The organism is Sphingomonas mollis, from assembly GCF_016427505.1.
GTDB classification, from domain to species: domain Bacteria; phylum Pseudomonadota; class Alphaproteobacteria; order Sphingomonadales; family Sphingomonadaceae; genus Sphingomonas; species Sphingomonas mollis.
Genome location: NZ_JAELXS010000003.1, coordinates 45,172 through 66,853 on the forward strand (window position 1 = coordinate 45,172; position 21,682 = coordinate 66,853).

25 protein-coding genes and 1 pseudogene are annotated in these 21,682 nt (G+C 64.8%); 13 read left to right on the top strand and 13 right to left on the bottom strand.

Annotation, left to right across the window (positions count from 1 at the left end):
• Positions 1 to 123 precede the first annotated feature (123 nt).
• Complete coding sequence (locus JAO74_RS06035; RefSeq protein ID WP_199036180.1) at positions 124 to 687, top strand: sugar O-acetyltransferase; 564 nt, start codon at positions 124 to 126, stop codon at positions 685 to 687.
• Between the two features lie 31 nt (positions 688 to 718).
• Entirely contained in the window at positions 719 to 1,390 is a 672-nt protein-coding gene (locus tag JAO74_RS06040) for a PepSY domain-containing protein (RefSeq protein WP_199036182.1), read from the top strand.
• A gap of 3 nt (positions 1,391 to 1,393) precedes the next feature.
• On the opposite strand, the gene JAO74_RS06045 is transcribed toward JAO74_RS06040, so the two are convergent.
• Both JAO74_RS06045 and JAO74_RS06050 read right to left on the bottom strand, forming a co-directional pair.
• Positions 1,394 to 3,286, bottom strand: a complete 1,893-nt coding sequence (locus tag JAO74_RS06045) for a methyl-accepting chemotaxis protein (protein ID WP_233150730.1) — start codon at positions 3,284 to 3,286, stop codon at positions 1,394 to 1,396.
• 56 nt (positions 3,287 to 3,342) lie between these two features.
• A complete protein-coding gene (locus JAO74_RS06050) occupies positions 3,343 to 3,807 on the bottom strand; it encodes a hypothetical protein (RefSeq protein ID WP_233150731.1) in 465 nt (154 codons plus the stop codon).
• A gap of 77 nt (positions 3,808 to 3,884) precedes the next feature.
• Here JAO74_RS06050 and uvrA point away from each other — a divergent pair, with 77 nt between their 5' ends.
• The 3 genes from uvrA to JAO74_RS06065 are packed head-to-tail and all read left to right on the top strand — an operon-like array spanning position 3,885 to position 7,520.
• Positions 3,885 to 6,797 carry an excinuclease ABC subunit UvrA gene (gene uvrA, locus JAO74_RS06055; protein WP_199036186.1) on the top strand — a complete coding sequence of 971 codons (2,913 nt, stop codon included), beginning with the start codon at positions 3,885 to 3,887 and terminating at the stop codon, positions 6,795 to 6,797.
• A gap of 59 nt (positions 6,798 to 6,856) precedes the next feature.
• The gene (locus tag JAO74_RS06060; protein ID WP_233150732.1) at positions 6,857 to 7,345 is read left to right on the top strand and encodes a hypothetical protein; all 489 of its coding nucleotides are present in this window, start codon (positions 6,857 to 6,859) and stop codon (positions 7,343 to 7,345) included.
• Complete coding sequence (locus JAO74_RS06065; protein WP_199036189.1) at positions 7,320 to 7,520, top strand: hypothetical protein; 201 nt, start codon at positions 7,320 to 7,322, stop codon at positions 7,518 to 7,520. The genes JAO74_RS06060 and JAO74_RS06065 overlap by 26 nt, the downstream gene beginning before the upstream one ends.
• 81 nt (positions 7,521 to 7,601) lie before the next feature.
• Here the strand turns inward: JAO74_RS06065 and JAO74_RS06070 are convergent, their stop codons facing one another.
• From JAO74_RS06070 to JAO74_RS06080, 3 genes are all read right to left on the bottom strand, one after another.
• The gene (locus tag JAO74_RS06070; protein WP_199036190.1) at positions 7,602 to 7,931 is read right to left on the bottom strand and encodes a BrnA antitoxin family protein; all 330 of its coding nucleotides are present in this window, start codon (positions 7,929 to 7,931) and stop codon (positions 7,602 to 7,604) included.
• Between the two features lie 98 nt (positions 7,932 to 8,029).
• Complete coding sequence (locus JAO74_RS19040; RefSeq protein ID WP_269845927.1) at positions 8,030 to 8,161, bottom strand: BrnT family toxin; 132 nt, start codon at positions 8,159 to 8,161, stop codon at positions 8,030 to 8,032.
• 163 nt (positions 8,162 to 8,324) lie between these two features.
• Entirely contained in the window at positions 8,325 to 8,666 is a 342-nt protein-coding gene (locus JAO74_RS06080) for a hypothetical protein (protein WP_199036192.1), read from the bottom strand.
• A 298-nt stretch (positions 8,667 to 8,964) separates the two neighbouring features.
• Between JAO74_RS06080 and JAO74_RS06085 the strand changes: the two genes are divergently transcribed.
• From JAO74_RS06085 to JAO74_RS06110, 6 genes are all read left to right on the top strand, one after another.
• Positions 8,965 to 9,177: a cold-shock protein gene (locus JAO74_RS06085; protein ID WP_056526221.1), complete on the top strand. Its 213-nt coding sequence runs from the start codon at positions 8,965 to 8,967 to the stop codon at positions 9,175 to 9,177.
• 88 nt (positions 9,178 to 9,265) lie between these two features.
• The gene (locus JAO74_RS06090) at positions 9,266 to 9,451 is read left to right on the top strand and encodes a hypothetical protein (protein ID WP_199036194.1); all 186 of its coding nucleotides are present in this window, start codon (positions 9,266 to 9,268) and stop codon (positions 9,449 to 9,451) included.
• Positions 9,452 to 9,555: 104 nt separating this feature from the next.
• Positions 9,556 to 9,891 (top strand): hypothetical protein, encoded by a 336-nt coding sequence (locus tag JAO74_RS06095; RefSeq protein ID WP_199036195.1) that lies wholly within the window; start codon positions 9,556 to 9,558, stop codon positions 9,889 to 9,891.
• A gap of 30 nt (positions 9,892 to 9,921) precedes the next feature.
• Complete coding sequence (locus JAO74_RS06100; RefSeq protein ID WP_199036197.1) at positions 9,922 to 10,347, top strand: OsmC family protein; 426 nt, start codon at positions 9,922 to 9,924, stop codon at positions 10,345 to 10,347.
• Between the two features lie 55 nt (positions 10,348 to 10,402).
• Complete coding sequence (locus JAO74_RS06105) at positions 10,403 to 10,816, top strand: glycine zipper 2TM domain-containing protein (protein WP_199036199.1); 414 nt, start codon at positions 10,403 to 10,405, stop codon at positions 10,814 to 10,816.
• Between the two features lie 159 nt (positions 10,817 to 10,975).
• Positions 10,976 to 11,305 carry a hypothetical protein gene (locus JAO74_RS06110; protein ID WP_199036201.1) on the top strand — a complete coding sequence of 110 codons (330 nt, stop codon included), beginning with the start codon at positions 10,976 to 10,978 and terminating at the stop codon, positions 11,303 to 11,305.
• 272 nt (positions 11,306 to 11,577) lie between these two features.
• Here the strand turns inward: JAO74_RS06110 and JAO74_RS06115 are convergent, their stop codons facing one another.
• Genes JAO74_RS06115 through JAO74_RS06130 form a run of 4 tightly spaced genes read right to left on the bottom strand, consistent with a single transcriptional unit; the run spans position 11,578 to position 16,270 of the window.
• Entirely contained in the window at positions 11,578 to 14,409 is a 2,832-nt protein-coding gene (locus JAO74_RS06115; protein ID WP_199036203.1) for a M16 family metallopeptidase, read from the bottom strand.
• Positions 14,410 to 14,610: a hypothetical protein gene (locus JAO74_RS06120; protein WP_199036205.1), complete on the bottom strand. Its 201-nt coding sequence runs from the start codon at positions 14,608 to 14,610 to the stop codon at positions 14,410 to 14,412. It lies immediately after the preceding gene.
• Positions 14,607 to 15,749 carry a tRNA guanosine(34) transglycosylase Tgt gene (gene tgt / locus JAO74_RS06125; protein ID WP_199036207.1) on the bottom strand — a complete coding sequence of 381 codons (1,143 nt, stop codon included), beginning with the start codon at positions 15,747 to 15,749 and terminating at the stop codon, positions 14,607 to 14,609. The genes JAO74_RS06120 and tgt overlap by 4 nt, the downstream gene beginning before the upstream one ends.
• A complete protein-coding gene (locus JAO74_RS06130) occupies positions 15,746 to 16,270 on the bottom strand; it encodes an EF-hand domain-containing protein (RefSeq protein ID WP_233150733.1) in 525 nt (174 codons plus the stop codon). The genes tgt and JAO74_RS06130 overlap by 4 nt, the downstream gene beginning before the upstream one ends.
• Before the next feature lie 195 nt (positions 16,271 to 16,465).
• On the opposite strand from JAO74_RS06130, the gene JAO74_RS06135 reads away from it, so the two are divergent.
• Entirely contained in the window at positions 16,466 to 17,143 is a 678-nt protein-coding gene (locus tag JAO74_RS06135; protein WP_332908740.1) for a DsbA family protein, read from the top strand.
• Here JAO74_RS06135 and JAO74_RS06140 read toward each other — a convergent pair.
• The 4 genes and pseudogenes from JAO74_RS06140 to JAO74_RS06155 all read right to left on the bottom strand — a co-directional run.
• Positions 17,106 to 17,543: a c-type cytochrome gene (locus JAO74_RS06140; RefSeq protein ID WP_332908741.1), complete on the bottom strand. Its 438-nt coding sequence runs from the start codon at positions 17,541 to 17,543 to the stop codon at positions 17,106 to 17,108. The two genes, JAO74_RS06135 and JAO74_RS06140, sit on opposite strands and share 38 nt — an antisense overlap.
• A gap of 4 nt (positions 17,544 to 17,547) precedes the next feature.
• Positions 17,548 to 18,300 (bottom strand): dienelactone hydrolase family protein, encoded by a 753-nt coding sequence (locus JAO74_RS06145; protein ID WP_199036209.1) that lies wholly within the window; start codon positions 18,298 to 18,300, stop codon positions 17,548 to 17,550.
• Between the two features lie 234 nt (positions 18,301 to 18,534).
• Positions 18,535 to 19,689 (bottom strand): glycosyltransferase, encoded by a 1,155-nt coding sequence (locus JAO74_RS06150; RefSeq protein WP_199036210.1) that lies wholly within the window; start codon positions 19,687 to 19,689, stop codon positions 18,535 to 18,537.
• Positions 19,690 to 19,838: 149 nt separating this feature from the next.
• Positions 19,839 to 19,973, bottom strand: a pseudogene (locus tag JAO74_RS06155) (S-adenosylmethionine:tRNA ribosyltransferase-isomerase); the annotation flags it as partial.
• An 879-nt stretch (positions 19,974 to 20,852) separates the two neighbouring features.
• On the opposite strand from JAO74_RS06155, the gene JAO74_RS06160 reads away from it, so the two are divergent.
• Entirely contained in the window at positions 20,853 to 21,656 is an 804-nt protein-coding gene (locus tag JAO74_RS06160) for a P-loop NTPase family protein (RefSeq protein ID WP_416194289.1), read from the top strand.
• Positions 21,657 to 21,682: the final 26 nt, after the last annotated feature.

Genomic DNA, 21,682 nt, shown 5'->3' on the forward strand with positions numbered 1-21,682 from the left:
TGGGTTCGCTGCGCTCGCAATGACGGATCGCAGAGCCGACCGGCAACCGAAGCACCGGGCCGTTCCCTCCCTTGTCTGACCCATCCCGATGGAACACCCTCCCGCCCCGCGCGCTCCCCCTTCATGACCGACCCCCGCACCCAGAAACAGCGTATGCTCACAGGCGATCTATATACCGCCGACGACCCCGAACTCGCCGCCGACGCATCCGCGATCGCGCACTGGATGGACCGCTACAACGCAGCGCAGGCCCGCACCGCCGACCACCGTCTCTCGCTATTGCGCGAGGCATTCGCCAGCGTCGGCGGCGGCGCTACGATCCGGCCGCCCTTCCACTGCGACTATGGCTACAACATCACGCTGGGCGAGGGCGTGTTCCTCAATTTCGGCTGCACGATCCTCGATGTCGTCGCGGTCCGCATCGGCGACCGGACGCAGATCGGTCCCTGCGTCCAGATCCTGACCGCCGACCACCCGCGCGACCCGGCAGCGCGGGCGACGATGCTGGAATTCGGGCGGCCGGTGACGATCGGCGCCGATGTCTGGATCGGCGGTGGCGCGCTGATCCTGCCGGGCGTCACCATCGGCGATGGTGCGATCGTCGGGGCCGGCAGTGTCGTGACCCGCGACGTGTCGGCAGGGGCCACGGTGGTGGGTAATCCGGCCCGCGTCCTGCCACCGCGTTGATACCCGTCGAACCGTTCGGTATCGGCCGGTCATGACCGCCCGCCGCACGCTCCGCCGCCTTCACCTGTGGCTGGCCTGGATAGCGGGCGTGCCGATCCTGTTCTGGATGGTCAGCGGCCTGTGGATGGTCGCCCGCCCGATCGAGGAGGTCCGCGGTACCGCGCTCCGCGCACCCGCCGCCGCGCTGGTCCTGCCATCGCGGCTGACGCCGCCGGTGGGTGCACGTGCCCTGACGCTGGAGATGCAGGCCGCCCGCCCGGTGTGGATCGCCACCCTGACCGACGGCGCCATCGTCCGCGCGGATGCCACCACCGGCCGGTCGCTACCCGGCCCGGACGAAGGGGAGGCGCGCATGCTGGCCAATGCCGCCCGCATCGCGCCGCCGGCGATCACCGGCGTCACCCGCACCACCGCCGCTGCGCCGCCGCTGGAACTGCGGCGACCGCGCCCGGCCTGGCAGGTCCGCTTCGCCGACGAAACGCATGTCTATATCGATGCGCAGAGCGGCGCGGTGCTGGCGCTCAGGACCGCGCAGTGGCGCTGGTTCGACTGGATGTGGGGCCTGCACATCATGGATCTGGGCGGGCGTGAGGATACGCATCACGCGTTGCTGATCGGGTTCGCTGCGCTGGCGCTGGCCGGCACGATCGTCGGCCTCGTCCTGCTGCCGCTGTCGGTCCGTCGCCGCCGACCGCGCGGATAGGGGTCAGGCGGCGCGCAGGGTCGCGATGATGCGCCCGCATTCGGCTTGCAGCGTTTCGGCGCGGTGGCGCACCTCGGCACCGATCTCGCGCGTCAGGTTCGCGGTTTCGGTCGATCCCTGAAACGACCGGGCGATCGCGGCGATCGCGTCGTTCAGGCTGGCGGTGCTGTCGTCGATCGATCCGATCACGTCGCGGATGTCGCCGCTCGCCCGCTGCTGGCGGGCGACCATCGCCGATGTCTCGCGCGCCGAATCCGCCAGCGTGCCGATGGCGCGGTGGAGATCGTCGACCAGCACGACGGCGGAGCCTGTCGCCGCCTCGATCCCGTCGATCCGCGTGGCGATATCGCCGGTCGTCCGCTTGGTTTCGGCGGCCAGACTCTTCACCTCCTGCGCCACCACCGCGAAGCCGCGGCCGGCATCGCCCGCCCGCGCCGCCTCGATCGTGGCGTTCAGCGCGAGCAGGTTGGTCTGACGGCTGAGATCGGCGATCCGCTGGGCCGCATGATCGATCGCATCGACGCTCATCGCCAGCGTCTCGTTCGCAGTGCGCGCGGCGGCGGATTGCGCGGCGGCGCCCAGCGTCAGGTCGGCGGCCCGTTGCGCCTCGGTGCCGATGCGTTGGATCGTGTCGGCCAGATCGCCCATCGTATCGACAATCGCGTGGACGGCGGTGGCGGTCGCCTGGGCACGGTCGCGTGCTGTCTCCGCCTCGGATTGCTGGCCGCGCACGGTCGACAGCGTGCGGTCGGCGCTGGTGTCCAGATCGGTCGCCGCATCAAGCAGGCGCGTCGCCAGTGCGGCGATCGATCGTTCCAGCGTCGCCGCAACCTGATGCGCGGCGGTCCGCATCTGGATGCGGTGACGGGTTTCCTCGTCCGCGCGCGCCTGCGCCAGCTTTTCGGTATCGCGGCGCGCCTGTTGCGCCTCGGCCAGCGCATCCTCGGCGGTGCGGCGCGCCGCCTGTTGCGCCTCCGCCGCGCCCAGCGCGCTGGCGCTCGCCGCCTCCAGCGTGGCACCGGTGCGCACGACGCGGGCGATCAGGATGCCGGCGATCAACAGGAAACAGCCGGCACAGGCCAGCGTGATCGGCAGGATGCGGCCGAACGACATGCGCCCCGGCAACACCTGCGGCCAGACGAGGGTGCCGATGCGGCCGCCATGGGCATCGGCGATAATCAGGCTGTCCAGCCCCCCGGCGATCGCCCCCGCCCGTTGCCACCGGATCGGCGGCAGGGTGAAGGCGGTCGCCCAGTTGCGCAGGACGCGCTCGTCTAGCCGGTCGATGTTGACGATGGCCCGCCATTGCTCGTCCGGCCCGACGCGATCGAAGCGTTCGGACACGATCGGCATCGCCGCGATCAGCATGGGTTGGCCCCGCACCAGTCCCGGCAGGATCGCTGCCGTCCGCGCGGCGCGCGCCGCCGCCTCGGTGGCCGGCATCCGCGCCAGCAGCGCCCGGATCGTCGCCACCGGCACCAACTGGTCGAGCGGCGGTGCCGGCGCCCCGCCGGCAAAGCGCGCGAACAGCGTCCGGCCGCGGCGATCGATCACGAAGCTGTGCTGTTGGTGGCCGACCAGATTGGACGCCGCCCACCGATGATCGAATACGCCGTACACATGGTCGGCGGCATCATCCCAATGCGCGGTCGCCAACGTCGATTCGCTCAGGTTGCCGCGTTCATGCTCCAGCGCCCCGACCACCGTGGCGCGGGTCCGTGCCACGGCGTCCTGATCCATCTGGCCGATCAGGAACGTGATGACCGCTACGCAACTGACGATGGCCGTGACGATCAGCGCGATCAGCAGGCGCAACATCGACCGGCTCGTCGCGGTCAGCCGCCACGGCATCCAGTCGGTCGGCCGGCGAAACACCGATAGGATCTGCCCCTGCATGGCTGACGTGTATTGCCGGCCATGCTGAACATCCCGTTAAACAACCATAGCGACGTTTAAACGCCGGGTTTGCGATTGCCGAACAGCCGGCCGAGCAGTTGTTCGGCCGCCTGCCCGATCGCCTGCGCCACCGCCTGCGGATCGGGATCGCCCGTCGCACCCGGCGGCGGCGGGGGAGGGGGCGGCGTATCCGGCCGGGGCGGTACGGGAGGAACCGGCGGCACAGGCGGCACGGGCGCCGGCCGGGTCAGCGCCGCGCTGGCCGCCGCCGCCGCCATCGTCAGGCCCGCCGCCAGCATCTGCCGTCCCTCCGGGCTGGCCGCGTGACGCACCAATGCCGCGGCGATCCCCGCCGCCTGACCGGCGTTGCTCTTCATGCCCTCGCCGCACGCCTCGTACGCCGCCCGTGCCTCGCGCTCTTTCCGCTTCTGCTTCTTCTTGCCCATATCCGCCTCACGTGCCGTATTCAGGTAATACACATGGGCGTCGCCATCGCCGGCGACAAGAGGGCACGATCGCATCGGAACCTCGCAACCGTCACCATGCGTTCCTATCTGGCACTCTGGTTTCCCGTTCGGAACGGAAGTAGAACACCTTCATGCTGACCCACATCACCGTCCGCGGCGCGCGCGAGCACAATCTCAAGGACGTCGACATCGACATCCCCCGCGACACGTTGACGGTCATCACCGGCCTGTCCGGCTCCGGCAAGTCGTCGCTCGCCTTCGACACGATCTATGCCGAGGGTCAGCGCCGCTACGTCGAATCGCTCTCCGCCTATGCCCGCCAGTTCCTCGAACTGATGCAGAAGCCCGACGTGGATCATATCGAGGGATTGTCGCCGGCGATCTCGATCGAGCAGAAGACCACCAGCCGCAATCCGCGCTCCACCGTCGCGACGGTCACCGAAATCTACGATTACATGCGCCTGTTATGGGCGCGCGTCGGCGTACCCTACAGCCCCGCGACCGGCCTGCCGATCGCCGCGCAGACGGTCAGCCAGATGGTCGACCGCGTGCTGGCCCTGCCCGAAGGCACCCGCCTGTTCCTGCTCGCCCCCGTCGTGCGCGGCCGCAAGGGCGAGTACCGGAAGGAGATGCTGGAATGGCAGAAGGCTGGCTTCACCCGCGTCCGCATCGACGGCACGATCCATGAGATCGACGAAGCCCCCGCGCTCGACAAGAAGTACAAGCACGACATCGAGGTCGTCGTCGATCGCCTCGTGGTGAAGGGCGATATCGGCTCCCGTCTCGCCGAATCCTTCGAAACCGCGCTGAAGCTCGCCGAGGGCCTGGCCTATGTCGACCCCGCCGATCCGGTCGAACCGCACACCCCCAAATCCGAAATTCTCGGCAACAACGCGCCCCCCGGCCGCATCGTCTTTTCCGAAAAATTCGCCTGCCCGGTCAGCGGCTTCACGATCAGCGAGATCGAACCCCGCCTGTTCTCGTTCAACGCGCCGCAGGGTGCGTGCCCCGCGTGCGACGGCCTGGGCGAGAAGATGATCTTCGACGAGGACCTCGTCGTCCCCAACCACAGCCTGACGATCAAGAAGGGCGCGGTCGTGCCCTGGGCCAAGTCCAACCCGCCCAGTCCCTATTACATGCAGGTGCTGGGTTCGCTGGCGAAGGCGTACGAGTTCAGCCTCGACACCCCGTGGAGCGATCTGCCGCAGGAAGTGCAGGGCATCATCCTCCACGGGACGAAGGGCAAGCCCGTCACCCTGACCTTCATCGACGGCAAGAAGAAGTACGATGTGTCGAAGCCGTTCGAGGGCGTCATGGGCAACCTCAACCGCCGCCTGCTCCAGACCGAAAGCGCCTGGATGCGCGAGGAGCTGGTGAAGTACCAGTCCGCGCAGCCGTGCGAGACGTGCAACGGCGCGCGCCTGAAACCAGAGGCGCTGGCGGTCAAGATCGCGATGCAGGACATCAGCCACGCGACGCATCTGTCCGTGGTCGATGCGCTCGCCTTCTTCACCGACATGCCCAACCATCTCGGCGACCAGCAGCGCGCCATCGCCGAGCGCATCCTGAAGGAGATCGTCGAGCGGCTCGGCTTCCTCAACAATGTCGGCCTCGATTACCTGAACCTCAACCGCACGTCGGGCACGCTGTCCGGCGGCGAGAGCCAGCGCATCCGCCTCGCGTCGCAGATCGGCAGCGGCCTGTCGGGCGTCCTGTACGTCCTCGACGAACCCTCGATCGGCCTGCACCAGCGCGACAACGACATGTTGCTCAAGACGCTGCGCCGCCTCCGCGATCTCGGCAACACCGTGCTGGTGGTCGAACATGACGAGGATGCGATCCGCACCGCCGATTACGTGATCGACATGGGGCCGGGCGCCGGCGTCCATGGCGGTCAGGTCGTGGCGAAGGGGACGCTGAAGCAACTGCTGAAGTCCAAGACCAGCATCACCGCCGATTACCTGAACGGCACCCGCGAGGTGCCCGTGCCGGCCAAACGACGCAAGGGCAACGGCAAGAAGCTGACCGTCCACAACGCGACCGCTAACAACCTGACCGGCGTCACCGCCAGCATCCCGCTCGGCACCTTCACCTGCGTGACGGGCGTCTCGGGCAGCGGCAAGTCCAGCTTCACCATCGACACGCTCTACGCCGCCGCCGCGCGCGAACTGAACGGCGCGCGCATCCTCGCCGGCAAGCATGACAAGGTCACGGGCCTCAACCATCTCGACAAGGTCATCGACATCGACCAGTCGCCGATCGGCCGCACCCCGCGATCGAACCCGGCGACCTATACCGGCGCCTTCACCCAGATCCGCGACTGGTTCGCCGGCCTGCCGGAATCACTGGCGCGCGGGTACAAGCCCGGCCGCTTCAGCTTCAACGTGAAGGGCGGCCGGTGCGAGGCGTGCCAGGGCGACGGCGTGCTGAAGATCGAGATGCACTTCCTCCCCGACGTCTATGTCGAATGCGACGTCTGCCACGGCGCCCGCTACAACCGCGAGACGCTGGAGGTGAAGTTCAAGGGCCACAGCATCGCCGACGTGCTCGACATGAACGTCGAGGACGCCGCCGCCTTCTTCGCCAACGTCCCCCCGATCCGCGACAAGATGGCGATGCTGGTCGAAGTGGGCCTCGGCTACGTCAAGGTTGGGCAACAGGCCACCACCCTGTCCGGCGGCGAGGCCCAGCGCGTCAAGCTCGCCAAGGAACTCGCCCGCCGCGCCACCGGCAACACGCTCTACATCCTCGACGAACCCACCACCGGCCTGCATTTCGAGGACGTCCGCAAACTGCTCGAAGTCCTCCACGCGCTGGTCGAACAGGGCAACACCGTGGTCGTGATCGAACACAATCTCGACGTCATCAAGACCGCCGACTGGGTGCTGGACCTGGGGCCTGAAGGCGGCGTCAAGGGCGGCGAGATCGTCGCCGAAGGCACGCCTGAGGTTGTGGCAAAGGAACCGCGCAGCTTCACGGGGAAGTATCTGGCACCGTTGTTGAAGGGGCGGGGACAGGCGGCGGAGACGGTGGCGGCCGAGTGACGCCACATCGCCCCTAACTGCTCGGCGCGCTGGAACTGCTCGCCCGGCTGAACGAGGCGATGCTGCGTCGTGGACTGCCCCGCCCCATTCTGGTCGGCGGGGCCGCTGCGGAATATTTCTCCGGCAGTGCCTTGATGACGGGAGACATAGATCTGACCTCGCCCGTCCAGCCGGAGCTAGAAGAAGAGTTGATCCGTCTGGGCTTCACCAAGCCCGATGGAATCGGTCACACCACCCTCGGCTGGATTCACCCCGAGTTACGGCTGGGGTTCGAGGTGGTTGCGGGCACGCCGATGGATGGAACGGTGGATTACCGCCGGCTGTTGCTCGTGGAGGGGATCGCCGGGGATGCCGGCTTTGCCGTCATCCCGATCGAAGACCTGATTGCCGACCGCATGGGTCAATATGCATCGGGCACCGCGCCGGAGATGCGCGAACAGGCCCGCATCCTGTTCCAGCTTCACCCCGATCTCGACATGGAGTATCTGGAGCGCCGTATCCGGCAGGAAACGGGAAACGATCATGGCATCGCCGACCTCGACGACTGAAGAGCATCAGCCCTGGGCCGGTCGCGTGATCCGGCACGACGATTTTGCGAAAACATTGCAGGCGCGTCGTGAAACCCTTGGTGAACCCAATATGCCCCGTAATGCCGGCAGCCGCCGCACCCTGAGTAAGGTGGCCCTGCTAACTGCGATCAAGGATGTGGGCGGGGATTGGTAAGGCGAAAGTAAAAAGGACGAGCCTGTAGTTAAGGTTGAATGAGCATCGCTAGTTCTTTTGCGGTATCGCTTGGGCGTTTGATTATGTCCGAATGCACGTGAAGGTTGCGCCGCTTACGGCAGTCGTGCCATTTTCCGCAACGCTTTGTGATCCGCCCCTACCACCCCTGCCACCCTCGCGAAACTTCACGAGCACGTCGGGGTCCAGCCGCAACGTCACCTGACTTTTCGCTCGCTCACACAACGGCGGACTTCCACGAACGACGCCATTCGGCCCCAGATAACCGGTGGCAGGACGGATTACCTTGCTGCCGACCGCCAACGCCGCAACGTCTAGCATCTCGTCGGTCAGTTCCGGCGCACCATCAGGGTCAACCCAATCGCTGCCGGTAGCGCGCTCGCTCTCTGCCATTGGCCTTCCTCATCGATATCACGCGACGGCCGATCCGTTTCCGTCCAGATCACCGCTAACAGTCGGTTGTGCAGCGATCCGTATGTGGTGAAGCGGGGTTACGGATACGCAAACCGGCCATCTTCGAACGTGAACATCGGCCCGGCGAACACCATGTCGGCATCCGCAAAATCCAGTCTGCGTCCCTTCAGTTTCTGGTCACGCTGGACGGGATCGAAGCTGATTTCCACGCCAATAATACGTAACTACCAAAAAGGGGGCGTAAACGGCTCTCGCGCCGGGCATAATTGACCCTGAAGAAAAAGGGCGCAGCCACCTTATGGCAGCCGCGCCCTCGCTATTCAGTCCAATAACGACATCCGCGTCGACCGCGTCGTGCCACCGGTCAGCCGGTTACATCGCCCGCGGTGGCGCCTGCATCTCCGGATGCATCTCGGCCATCTTTGCGCATTTCTTGTCCTTGGCCATTCGGTCCGCCGGCATCGCCTGACACTTCTTCATCGCGGCCATGTCCTTCTCCGACATCGGCGGCGCATCGGGCGTCGTCGCGGCGGGCGGGGTCATCGCGGCGGGGTCGGTGGCGGGCGTGGCGGGGTCGGGCATCTGGCCCGGCATCGGCTCGGCCGGGGCCGGCGGGGTGTTCGTCGGGGGCGGAGCGCCGGGGGCAGTCGTCTGCGCCATCGCGGCCGTTGTCGACAGCGCGAACGCCACCATCATCAGGGTCTTGCCGATCATGTCATTCTCTCCTGTACGGGACCAGGAGCAGCGCTCGATGCAGTCGCGGTATCGCTCATGCGGCCGGATCGGGCGATTACCCGGTCTAGTGGTGGCAGAACCACCGGACGGCGGGCGGAGTTCCACGTCCGGCGCGGGCCGCACCTTGTGTTTATGGCCGTCTGCGCCCATATCGGGGGTGCTACAGTCGCATATCGACGGTCTACGGCGCTTTGCGGCACCATCTTCCTTCTTTCCCTGCAGTTGGACGCAAGCGCGCGTCTCCACGTCGGGGATGCGCCAGAAGAAGGAATATCCCATGAGCCAGCTAGGCACCGTCAAGTTCTTCAACGCCGACAAGGGCTATGGCTTCATCGCGCCGGACAATGGCGGCACCGACGCCTTCGTCCACATCTCGGCCGTCGAGCGCGCCGGCATGGTCACGCTGAACCAGAACCAGCGCGTCGGCTATGAGCTGGAAGAGGATCGCCGGGGCAAGATGGCCGCGGTGAACCTGCAGCCCGCCGAATAATCGATCTGCGGCGGCCCTTACCGGGGCCGCCGTTTTTCGTTGGGGCTTCGCCAGCCCGTCACCTGCCAGCCTCCCCAAGGAGTCGCTCATGTCCGAAGCCGCCCTCTTCCGCGCCCGTGCCGACCAGGAATCCGCCAACGCCGCGGCTGCCTCGCTCGAAAACGTCCGTGACCGCGCCGAGCGTGCCGCCAAGGCATGGAGCGCGATGGCCGACCGGGCCGAACAGACACTCGCGATGCGCGAACGTCGCGAAGCCGCCCGCACCGCCGCCTGAACCCTGTCGGGGAGGGGGCAGCGATCACGCGCCCCCTGCCACGACCCACACCGCCCGCGGGAACGCGAGGCGCGCCGCACCGTTAAGCCCGTTCTTCCCATCTGGTGAAAGTTCAGGTCATGGCCGCCAAGCGCAAACCCAAGAAACAACCGCCCAGGACGCTCGGCGTCTCGCTGCTGTCGGCCGGCGCCGCCGCGATCGGCCTGGGGGCCGCCGCCGTCGCGATCCTGTTCGCCGCCCGCAAGCGCCCCAATCCGGCCGAACACGCCGCCCCCGATCTCGCTGTCGACGCGCCGCCCGTCACCATCCACACCCGCGCGCCCGAGGCGTTTCGCCCCGATCCCACTGAGCCCGTGCCGGCCGACGAGCGCGAATCACTGCGTCCCGCGACCGGTCACGCCCCCGGCTTCGCCGCCGATCGCGGCACCACCGTCAACTAATCAGCATCCAATAACCGGAGTTACGAATTCATGATTACCCGCACCGCGTCCGCCCGCTACGAAGGTCTTGGCAAGGACGGCAAGGGTCATGTCAGCACCCAGTCCGGCGTGCTGAAGGACAACCAGTACGGCTTCAATACCCGCTTCGAAGACGGCGCCGGCACCAACCCGGAAGAACTCGTCGCCGCTGCCCATGCAAGCTGCTTCACCATGGCACTGTCCTTCGCGCTGGCCGGCGCCGGTTACAACGAAGGCACGCTCGACACGACCGCCGCCGTGAAGCTCGACAAGGAAGGTGAAGGCTTCAAGGTCTCGCGCTCCGATCTGAAACTGACCGCGACGATCCCCGGCATCGAGGAAGACGAGTTCCAGCGCATCGCCGCCGATGCCAAGGCGAACTGCCCCATCTCGAAGCTGCTCACCGCCGAGATCTCGCTGGAAGCGACGCTGAACTAAGGCAACCGAACGGGCGGTCGCGCATTGGACAGCCACCATAACAGGAGAGGCCATCATGCGTACCGCCCCGTTCACCCTGGCAACCCTTGCCGCCGCCACGCTCCTAAGCGGTTGTGCCGGTGGCAATTACGGCCCCGACCGCCGGTACGCCAATTATCGCCAATACGATTATAACCGGGCCGACCCTGCCTATGGCGGCTATTATGCCGACCGCTATTACGCCGATGGCCCCCGTTATCGCGAACGCCGCCTGTCGCAGCGCGACCGCGTCTATCGCGGCCAGAACGGCAATTATTACTGCCGCCGCCCGGATGGCACGACCGGTCTGCTCGTCGGTGCCGCCGCCGGCGGCGTCCTCGGCAACATCATCGCACCGGGTGGCTCGGAACTGCTCGGCACGCTGCTGGGGGCAGGCGCGGGTGCGCTGGTGGGTCGCTCGATCGACCGCAACAACGTGCGCTGCCGCTGACGATCGTCGTTCAGGATTGGGCGATCGTTCGTTCCTGAACGAACCTTCCGGCCGTGCGACACGCCGCGACACTTTCGCGGGGAAGTCGGGACAGGCCCGTTACAGACCGCTCCCATATCGGTGTCAGGCCGGCATCGGCCGACACCGGGAGCAATTATCATGAAGATCATCGCCATCACCGCCGCCGCCCTCGGGCTGGCTACCGCGATCGTCCCCGCCGCTGCCAGCGCGCAAGGCAACTGGCGCCCGATCGTCCAGCGTCAGGCGAATCTCGACCAGCGGATCGATCAGGGCATCCGCAGCGGCCGGCTGAACCGCCCCGAAGCGCGCCGTATCCAGATGGAGTTCCGCCAGCTGAACCAGCTGGAGAACCGCTATCGCCGATCGAATGGCCTCAGCATCAGCGAACGCCGCGATCTCGACCGCCGCTACGACGCGCTCAGCGCCCGCGTGCGGTACGAGAAGAACGACCGCCAGCATCGCCGGTGAGGGTAGATGGGAATCGATCCTAACCCCGTTCGGCCTGAGCGGAGTCGAAGGCTGTCCTGAGCTACGCCGAAGGGGCTACCTCTCCATTTGGTGCTTCGACTTCGCTCAGCACGAACGGGTAAGGACGGGAGTAACGCCTGATTAACTCAACCCGTCGTTGCGAGCGTAGCGAAGCAATCCAGTGCCCCACGCGCGGCCCTGGATTGCTTCGCTACGCTCGCAACGACGAACTCGCTCAGTATTTACCGAAACGGTCTGAGGTAATCCTCACATCACGGCCGCCGCAGCGACGCCGCGTCCAGATCGAGCGCAGCCGCCGGGATCACCTCGACATTCGGATACAGCGCCCTGAGCGGTGCGATGAACTGCTTGGCGTCCCCCACGACCACCACACTGGCGGCCTTGGGATCGAGCAACGCCTGCGCCGCCTTCTGCACCGCTGCCGGATCGACGCCCTCCACCTTGGCGGTGTAGCGGCCGATTTCGGTCAGCGGCACATCCTGCACTACATAATCGCCGATGATGTCGGCCACGCCGTCGGTCGTTTCGATCGCCCGGCCGAAGCCGCCGACCAGCACCGCCTTGCGCGTGTCGAGTTCGTCCGCCGGCACCGCCGTGGCGCCCATCCGTGTCATCTCCGCCGCGATCAGTTGCACCGCTTCGGCCGCGGTCGGGTTTTTGGTCTGTGTGCGGGCGGAGATGCTGCCGCCCAGTCGCCGCGCCGTCACACTGCTGCCCGCGCCATATGCCAGGCCACGCTTGATGCGGATTTCCTGATTCAGCCGTGACGAGAAGCCGCCGCCCAGCACCGTATTGCCGACATTGAGCGGATAATAACGCTCGTCACCGCGCATGATGCCCGGCCGCGCCACCACGACGCCCGCCTGTCCGGCATCGGGCATGTCGACCACGATCACCCGCGGCGCCGGCGGGGCTGCCAGCATGACGGCGGGGGGCAGTGGCGTCGCCTTCCACGCGCCGAACTGCGCCTCGGCCAGCGCGCGGGCGGCGGCGGGCGTGACGTCGCCCACCATTACCAGTGCGGTGCGATTCGGAGACCAGGTGCCGGCATAGGAGTGCGTGATGTCGTCGCGCGTGATCGCCTTCAGCGAGGTCGGCGTACCGTCCAGCGGCGGTGCATATGGTCCCTTGCCGAACACCGCCCGCGTCGCGACCAGTGCGGCGAGCTGGGCCGGGTCCTTCAGCGTCACCTCGATCCCGTCGATCGTCTGCGCCCGCGCGCGTTCGATCTCCTCGGGCGCAAAGGCGGGGCGGATCGCGACATCGGCCAGGATCGGCATCGCCTTGGCCAGCTGGTCCGACTTCACGGTCAGCGACACCGACGATCCGTCGCGATCGGCGCTGCTGCCGATCGATCCGCCCAGCGCCTCCACCGCCCGCGCGATCTCGGTCGCGGAGCGGGTGGCGGTGCCCTTGGTCATCAACCCGGCGGTCAGGTTCGCCACGCCCGACCGCGTCGCGGGATCGGTCGCGCCGCCGCCGATCGCAACCAGCGCGGCGGTGACGATCGGCAGGCCGTGCCGCTCGACGGTAATCAGGCGCATGCCGTTGGCCAGCTTCGTCTCCACCGGCTGCGGCAACACCGCCGCGATCGGCGCGGTGGGGGTGGGCGGCAGGATACGCGCGGACCCGATCGCCGCCGTCACCACCGGAATATTGGCGGGCGGCGTCAGCGCGGCGACCTTCACGGTCGGCGCCACCGTGATCGGCATCAGCCGGACGTTGGCCGGCGGTTGCCCGGGCAGATAGCGGATGATCGCCGCCTGATCGTCGCCCAGATATTGCCGCGCGACCCGCTGCACATCGGCGGCGGTCACGGTGGCGATCGCGGCGAGCTGGCGGTCGGCGGCACGGGGGTCGCCATCGATGATGACGGACGAGGCGATGACGCGCGCCTTGCCCTCCGCCGTCTCGCGTTCCTTGATCGCCGACGTCAGGATCTGGTTCTTCGCCTCGGTCAGCTCCGCCGCCGACACCGTTGCATCGCGGAACCGGGCGATCTCGCGCTTCAACGCCGCCTCGCCCTGATCCACCGTCTTGCCGCCCGCCATGATGGCATAGGCGATCAGATTGCCGGTGCCTTTCTTGGTATCGAGGAACGCCTCGGCACTCTGCGCCAGCTGGTCGCGATAGACGACATTCTCGTACAGGCGCGAGCTTTCGCCCGTCGCCAGCACGGTCTGCAACACGGTCAGCGCGGGAATGTCGGCGGCGTTGTCAGGCGGCACGTGCCACGTCATCACCACGGCGGGCAGCGGCGTGTTCGGCTCGTACGTCGTGTAGGTGACGGCCTTGGTCCGCGCGGGTTCGGTCACGGTGACGCGGGGGATCGGCCCGGCCGGGCGCTTGATCGGCGCGAAATACCGGTCGATCCAGGCGTTCAGCTGCGCCGGATCGAAATTGCCCGACACGACCAGGATCGCATTGTCCGGCCGGTAATAGGTCGCATGGAACGCACGCACATCGTCGATCGACGCAGCCTGCAATTCGTCGATGCTGCCGATCGTCGACCGGGCATAGGGATGCGTCGTATAGGACGCCGCCGACAGATAGGTGGAGAACAGCTTGCCGTACGGCCGCGCCATCGTCGACTGGCGCAGTTCCTCCTTCACCACGTCGCGCTCGGACGCGAACGTCACCGGCTCGACGATCAGGCTCGCCATCCGGTCCGCCTCCGCGAACAACAGCCGTTGCAGGTGATTGGCCGGCACCACCTCGAAATAATTGGTGTAATCGTCGTTGGTGGAGGCGTTGTTGTACCCGCCGACGTCCTCGGTCAGGCGATCCATCTGCTCGGGCACCAGATTGCGCGTCGCCTTGAACATCAGATGTTCGAACATGTGCGCGAAGCCCGACCGGCCGGCGGGATCGTCCTTCGACCCGACATCGTACCACACCTGCACCGACACGTTGGGCGTGCCGGTGTCGCGCAAGGCATAGATGCGCAGCCCGTTGGGCAGCGTGCGTTGGGTGAACGCGATCGGCTTCACCGCCGACGAAGCCGGGGGAACAGGGGCAACCGTCTGCGCCACCACGCCGGTCGGCAGGGCGGCGGCGAGCAGCAGCGCGAGACGGAGCTTCATCTACTTGTCCTTGTTGCGGTTGGCGAACAGCACCGCGGCGGCGACCGCGGCAGATCCGATGCCGACACCCAGACCGATACGGGCCAGCGGCCAGTTCTTGGTCTTCTCCGCCACCAGCGCGGCGGTGGCCTCCGCCTGCGCCTTGGCCTCGGCGGCGGCGGCTAGGATTTCATTCGGCTGGTCGTCTGTGTGGTCGGTCACTTGCTCTCTCCTGATTGGTCGCCGGCATACAACGCACGAAAATCGTCGGCGAAGGCGGTCAGCCGTCCGCCCTCGATCGCCGCGCGCAGATCGGCCATCATGGTCTCGTAGAACCAGATATTGTGCTCGGTCATCAACATCGCGCCGAGAATTTCGCCCGCGCGGACCAGATGATGCAGATACGCCCGGCTCCACGTCGCGCAGACGGGGCAGGGGCAGGCGGGGTCGATCGGCCCCTGATCCTCGGCATGGCGGGCGTTGCGGATGTTGACCGGCCCGGCGCGCGTAAACGCCTGTCCCGTCCGCCCCGACCGGGTCGGCAGCACGCAATCGAACATGTCGATGCCGCGTTCCACCGCGCCCACGATATCGGTCGGCTTGCCCACCCCCATCAGGTAACGCGGCTTGTCCGCCGGCAACTGGCCCGGCGCGAAATCGAGACAGCCGAACATCGCCTCCTGCCCCTCGCCGACCGCGAGGCCGCCGACCGCATAGCCGTCGAACCCGATATCGATCAGCGCATCCGCCGATGCCTTGCGCAATCCCTCGTCCAGCGCGCCCTGCTGGATGCCGAACAGCGCCGCCCCCTCGGCATGGGCGCCGCCCGCGTCGAAGCCGGCGCGCGACCGTTTGGCCCAGCGCATCGACCGCTCCATCGCCGCCGCCTGCACCTCGCGCGTCGAGGTCGTCGGCACCAGCTCGTCGAACGCCATCACGATGTCGGAGCCGAGCAGCCGCTGGATTTCCATCGACCGCTCCGGGCTGAGCAGATGCCGCGTGCCATCGAGATGCGACCGGAACGCCACGCCCTCCTCCGACCGCTTGGTCAGGTCCGACAGGCTCATGACCTGATACCCGCCGGAATCGGTCAGGATCGGCCGCTTCCACCCCATGAAGCCGTGCAGGCCGCCCAGCCGCGCGACCCGCTCCGCGCCGGGGCGCAGCATCAGATGGTACGTATTTCCCAGGATGATGTCCGCGCCCGCCGCCTCGACGTCGCCGGGCTTCATCGCCTTCACCGTGGCGGCGGTGCCGACCGGCATGAAGGCGGGGGTGCGGATCGTGCCGCGTTGCATCGCGATCGTGCCGCTGCGCGCACGGCCATCGGTCGCGTGGATGTTAAAGGCGAAGCGGGTCATGGCCGGTCCGGCTTCGGCTTGTCGGCATCGGCCGGTTTGCCGTCCTTCTTCTTCGGGATGCCGGGGCGGGTGGGGCCGTTGGCGTCGATCGGCCCGGTCTTGAACGTCAGCAGTTCGGCGCGGCTGATCCCGTCCTGCCCGTCGCGATTGAACCGCGAATAGAGTTTCGAGAATTGCGTCTGCAACTCGGCCAGCGTCACCTGATTGTCGCCGTCCTTGTCGACATCGAACGGGCTGGGCAGCGCGTTGCGATCGCCCAGATAGCGCAATGCCCAGTCGGCAAAGGCGAAATAGCGCATCGTGCCGGTATGGCCGGTATCGATCGCCGCGAACGAGCGCGCGACGCATTCCTGCAACTCGCTGCGCGTGGTGATGCCGTCGCCATCCGTGTCGCAGGCGGCGACGAACATCGCGACCGGTTCGACCACCATCGTCGCCGGCGTCTGGGCAGAGGGGCGGGCGGGGCCGGGGACGATGATCTCCGGCGCTTCCTGCGGCGCGGTCTGCGCTAGCAGCATCATTGAGGCAGATAAGGAAGAAAAGCTGAACGCAAACAAGGCTATGGTCCGATCGATGCCGGCGGTCGCCGCACGGCGCCCGCCAACGTCCCTATACTGTATCGCCCTATCGGCGATGGCGCCTGCCCGCGCAAAGCATTTTGACGGCGCGGTCCCACCGTATATCGGCGCGATGCCGCCATGGAGGGGCAAGCCCGCGTGAACCAGCCCTTCGGTGCCAAACGACTGTTGCAACTGCTCGGTATAGTCCTGCTCGGCTGGGCGGTGGGGCATCTGTTCCAGAGCGCCCGGCCCATCGGCCGCGATGTCGGCGACAATCCGGTCGCCCGATCGCTGCTGCTCGATCGGCAGGGGCCGTCGTCCGGCGCGACCGATTCCACGCTGACGCTGGTCCTCTTCACCGATTACCAATGCCCCGCCTGCCGGCTGGCCGCGCCCGCGATGGAAGCGGCGGTGGCGAGCGACGGGCATGTCCGCATCCTCTATCGCGACTGGCCGATCTTCGGCCCGGCGTCCGAGCGCGCCGCCCGCCTCGCCCTCGCCGCCGACCGGCAGGGCATCTATCCGCCGCTCCACCGCCTGTTGATGGGCGAACGCCGCCCCCTCGACGATCGCGTGCTGGCGGAGGCGGTCGTCGCGGCCGGCGGCGACTGGGACCGGGTGCAGGCCGACCTGCGCCGATACGACGCCGCGATCACCGCGCAACTGGGCCGCACCCTCGATGCCGCGCGCCGGCTGGGTCTGGCCGGCACGCCGTCCTACCTCGTCGGCCCGCTGCTGGTCGAAGGGGCGATGGACGAGGCCGGCTTCCGCCGTGCCTTCGCCGCCGCCCGCGACGCTATCGCGTCGGTCCCTGGCTCGACAGGAACGCGATGACGTCCGCCCGTTCCAGCGGATCGGCGATCCCGGCAAAGGCCATGCGCGTTCCCGGCGCGAACGCCGCCGGTGATCGCAGCCAGCGGTCCATCCGCGCCGGCGTCCACACCCCGCCGACCGATTGCAGCGCCGCGGTATAGGCGAACCGCGCACTCGCTCCGGTCACGGTCTTGCCCATCACGCCGTACAGGTTCGGGCCACCCGCATCGGGCGCCTGCTGCCGCACGGTGTGGCACGCCGCACAGGCCGCAAAGCTGCGTCCGCCCGCCCCGGCATCCGCCACCCGCAGATAATCGGCCAGCACCGCATTCGCCCCCGCCGCGCGCCGCCGCGCCTCGCGATCGTCACGCGCGCATCCCGCCAGCAACAGCATCACGCCAAGGGCGATGCGTCGGATCACGCCATCAAACCGCCGCGCTCAACACCCGCTGGAACAGCGCCAGCATCCACCCCGTCGCCTGCACGAACAGCGCCGGATCATATCGCGGCCCCTCGTCGCGCAGGAAGGCATGCGCCGCATTCACCTCATGCCACTCATACCGCGCGCCGACCGCCTCCAGCCGCGCCCGGATCGCCTCGCGCCCGGCAAAGGGCACATGCGGGTCCTGCCGCCCCCACACGAACAGCGTCTCCGCCGTCAGTTCGTCCATCCGCGCCAGACTGTCGTCGCATCGCCCCTCGCCCAGCGAGCCGGCATGGATATCGGTCGGATAGAAGCACGCCGCCGCCGACACGCGGGGGTCGAGCGCGGCGCGGTACGCCAGATGCCCGCCCAGACACACGCCCGCCGTCGCCAGCCGCCCGCTGCACGCCGGATGCGCCGCCAGCCAGTCGAGCGCGGCGGTCGCATCCGCATCATACGCCGCCACCGGCTTGGCGAACTTCAGCGCGTTGCCCCGATCGGTCCCCGCCTGATCGTAGCGCAGCACCGTCCCCGGCGCCTCATATTCGTGATACACTTCCGGCACCGCCACGCAGTATCCATGCCCCGCGATGAACGCCGCCAGCCGCCGGATCGGGTCGGTCACCTGATAGATTTCCGAATACAGCACCACCCCCGGATACCGCCCGTCGGCCGCCGGCCGAAACACATGCGTCCGCATCACCCCGCCATCGGCGGCGGGCAGGTCGGCATATTCGTCGCTGTGGATAATCATCGTCGCTTCTTGCGCGCGATCGGCGGGGGAGGGCAACAGCAACAGGGCGCGGAGGCGATCGGGAAACGGTATCGATGGGCGACAACAGACGCTGACCCGTCTGTATCCATTGCCTATCGAACGGACCCCGCACTGAAACGGACCACGGCGCTGTGAAAGGCTTGCGATGCCGCCTTCCAGTCGGGCCACGCAAACGGCGCTGCTTCGAGAGAAGCGGGCGTCTTGGAAATGAAGTCATTCAGCGTTCGCAGAAGATCGTCCGCATCGCCCGTCTTGAAATAAATGCCGTGCTGACCTGCGATTTCCCGGAATATCGGTATTTCGCTTGCGATAACTGGTCCCCCCCCGATTGAGCGATTCGACGATCGGCAGGCCGAAACCTTCGATGGAGGATGCGACAATTACCGCATCTGCGTCAGCGTATAGCGATTCCAGCACTTCGTCAGACGCGGAAGTGTTTAGGGTAAAATAATTATTGGACGTAGCCAAACTGGAAAGGCGTTGTGACAGGTCCTGTTCGATCCAGCCTATCTTTCCCACAAAGGTAAGTTTGGCATCGACGCCATTTTCCCAAAATTTCTCGAATGCGTCCAATATGATCGCATGCCCTTTTCGCGGTTCGATCGTTCCGACGACCAAAAAATTTGGTGAAATGTCGGTCGCCCTTGTGGGTTTCCTGAAGTCACGGGGTATATCCGCTCCCAAGTGGAAATAGTCCGTGGGACGCGACATCTGCCAGATCCCCATCTGTTTCTGAACGACGTCAAGGTTGGTGCGTGCCGTCGCTAATATGGCGTCCGACAATTCAAAGGCTTTCCGCATTTCGTACGGAAAGGACGACGCGACATCTGCGGGAACTTGGTCGGGGTGTGTGATGGGAATCGTATCATGGACGACCGTGATGATCTCGGCGCCGGATGATCGTACTCGCGCTGCGGCAGGCAAGACGCCGCATCCATTCCAGAACGTGTCGAGCAACACGAGTTTGTCGCCGTGCTTGAATCGAATCGGTGATCCCGACCGCCATTTTTCAGTTTCGGCCGTGAACCATCTGCCAACAGTGCGCTGCTGGATTGCGACATGGATGGACGGAAATCGGATGATACCCGATTTGACGAAATCCTTTACGATCCTGCTCGGCGAGGGCGGCAGCTTTCCGAGTTCACCACTGGGCCGTGGACTCAACAAAGCATTCAGGGCGGCGGTGTCCAATTTGTGGAAATCCGTGCCATCGGAAAAAACGAGAACGACGTCGGGAAAATCTCCCGCATTCTGCGCGATTTTTCTGACTACACGCTGAATACCGGTTCCAAGTCCGCGCACCAACGTGTCCGTCACATCTATGGCGACAATGGCGTCGGCAGCGCTCGGCGGTCCATTCGGCATCATCACCTATATCCTGCAATAATGTTGTCGGCTTCACACGACATTAGCTATCACCTGACTTCGACGTGGCAACCATGCCGTTGCCCGGTTGGCGATCCGCTGGCTTTAAGGTGTCGAGAGTAAAGGCCTTGCGGTGACCGACCGATTGCCGCTCACGGCAGCAGCAACGACGCATCACCATAGGAATAGAACCGATACCCATGCGCGATGGCATGGGCATAGCCCGCCTGCATCCGCTCCCGCCCCATCAGCGCCGATACCAGCATGAACAGATTTAGCTTAGGCATCAAAATATCTCATCGTTTTCAAGGTATATGCGTGAAAAGCGACTGCTCAACGAACCTTCACCCACCAACGTCATAAATTCAGGCGACTTGCCGGACATGCGGCTATCCCACGCAATGCACTTTGGCCGGCCGGCTTCCGCGAAATTGGCCTACAACCCGCCACCCAGGCATGAACAAGCGGACTGTCTGGCAGGGGCATTCGGACATACATATCGCGCTTATGCGATTGACTGAAATTTCAGGCCATGGGACCACGGATAAGTGATTGTGACCCAGCCTGCATTAACAACTGCTAGTTCCGAGCGATACGCGAAATTCCGCTGGCGGTTAGCTGCCGACGTTCGGACGAGTGGTTGCCTCCTAAAACAACCTAGAATGTACCGTTATTTTGGTTAGGTCGGTTTGTCGCGAGGACCATGATCGCGAAATTAAGTGGTTTTAGCGTCCGCAAGCATTGTGAGGCTACAAAATGAACGACATACCAGTCAGTAATTACGTGTTGGAATACTTCAAAATCGAAGGGTTGCATAACCGACAGGATGTCGGGCTGATGATGGTAGACTCCGTAGGTATTTTATAGCCGATAATGGGTCCGGTAAAACGACTGTCTTATATATGCTCCAATGTATATTATCAGGTAAGTTTGCTAAATTAACAAAATTTACCTATTCGAAAATATATATCAAGTTCTCGAATGTTGATGTTTTCGTGCTATCTCCCGGCGATTACGCGATAAGTAAAACAGGGGCATTTTTTAAGAATCTAGCATCTAGAGCCAGGCTAGATGTTGATCAAATCTGGCGGCTCGCGATGATGGCGCAGAAATTCCCGCTAAGTCGTCTAAGGGAAGACATAATTTTCCGAAAGGCTGCGCACGACATGCGCATTCCAACCAGTGTGTTCGCAAATCGGTTGATTCGCATTGCTGCGCCCGAAGATAGAGATTTATTATCGGATTTAGAAAACTCACCATTTGGAATGCTAAAATCCTTTTTAGAACAAAACTTTTGTCATTCCGTTCTTTATTTGCCGACTTATCGAAGGGTTGAGCAGGATGTTGAAGAACTACTGGATTTTGACAAGGACGAGCGAGGTATAACATCCACAGATATTCATTTTGGTATGAAAGACGTGGACGAACGAATTAATAGAGCAACTCGAAATATTAGAGATCATTTTATAGCGTCGTATGGAATGATTAGTGGCCAAATGCTTGGTCAGTTAGCGGAAAATCCGCCAATTTCTGCTGAAACACTCGATTCGCTGAAAGATAAGAGTCAAATCGAGCTTGTGCTTGGGCGTGTAGCCGAAAATGTCTCGCAAACACAAAAGGAGCTTATACTTAAGCTATATGATGACGGAGAGTTAGAAAAAAACGTTCATTTGTCGTTTTTCCTGTTTAGTTTAATAAAGGCATATGATCAAGTTCGCCAAGTTGACGCGGCTTTACAGCGGTATGCGAAAGTTTGTAACGGATATTTAATAAATAAAGAGATGAGATATGATAGCCTGAATGCGACTGTTGCGGTTTACGAAACTATCGGCGGAAATGAGTTAAAACTCGATACGCTTTCGTCAGGCGAGAAGCAAATTTTAGGCGTCATGTCCGAGTTGTATTTAGGCGAGAGCGAATCGTATATCGTAATATTTGATGAACCTGAGCTATCTTTGTCTATGGAATGACAGAAGAAAATTCTCGTTGATATATC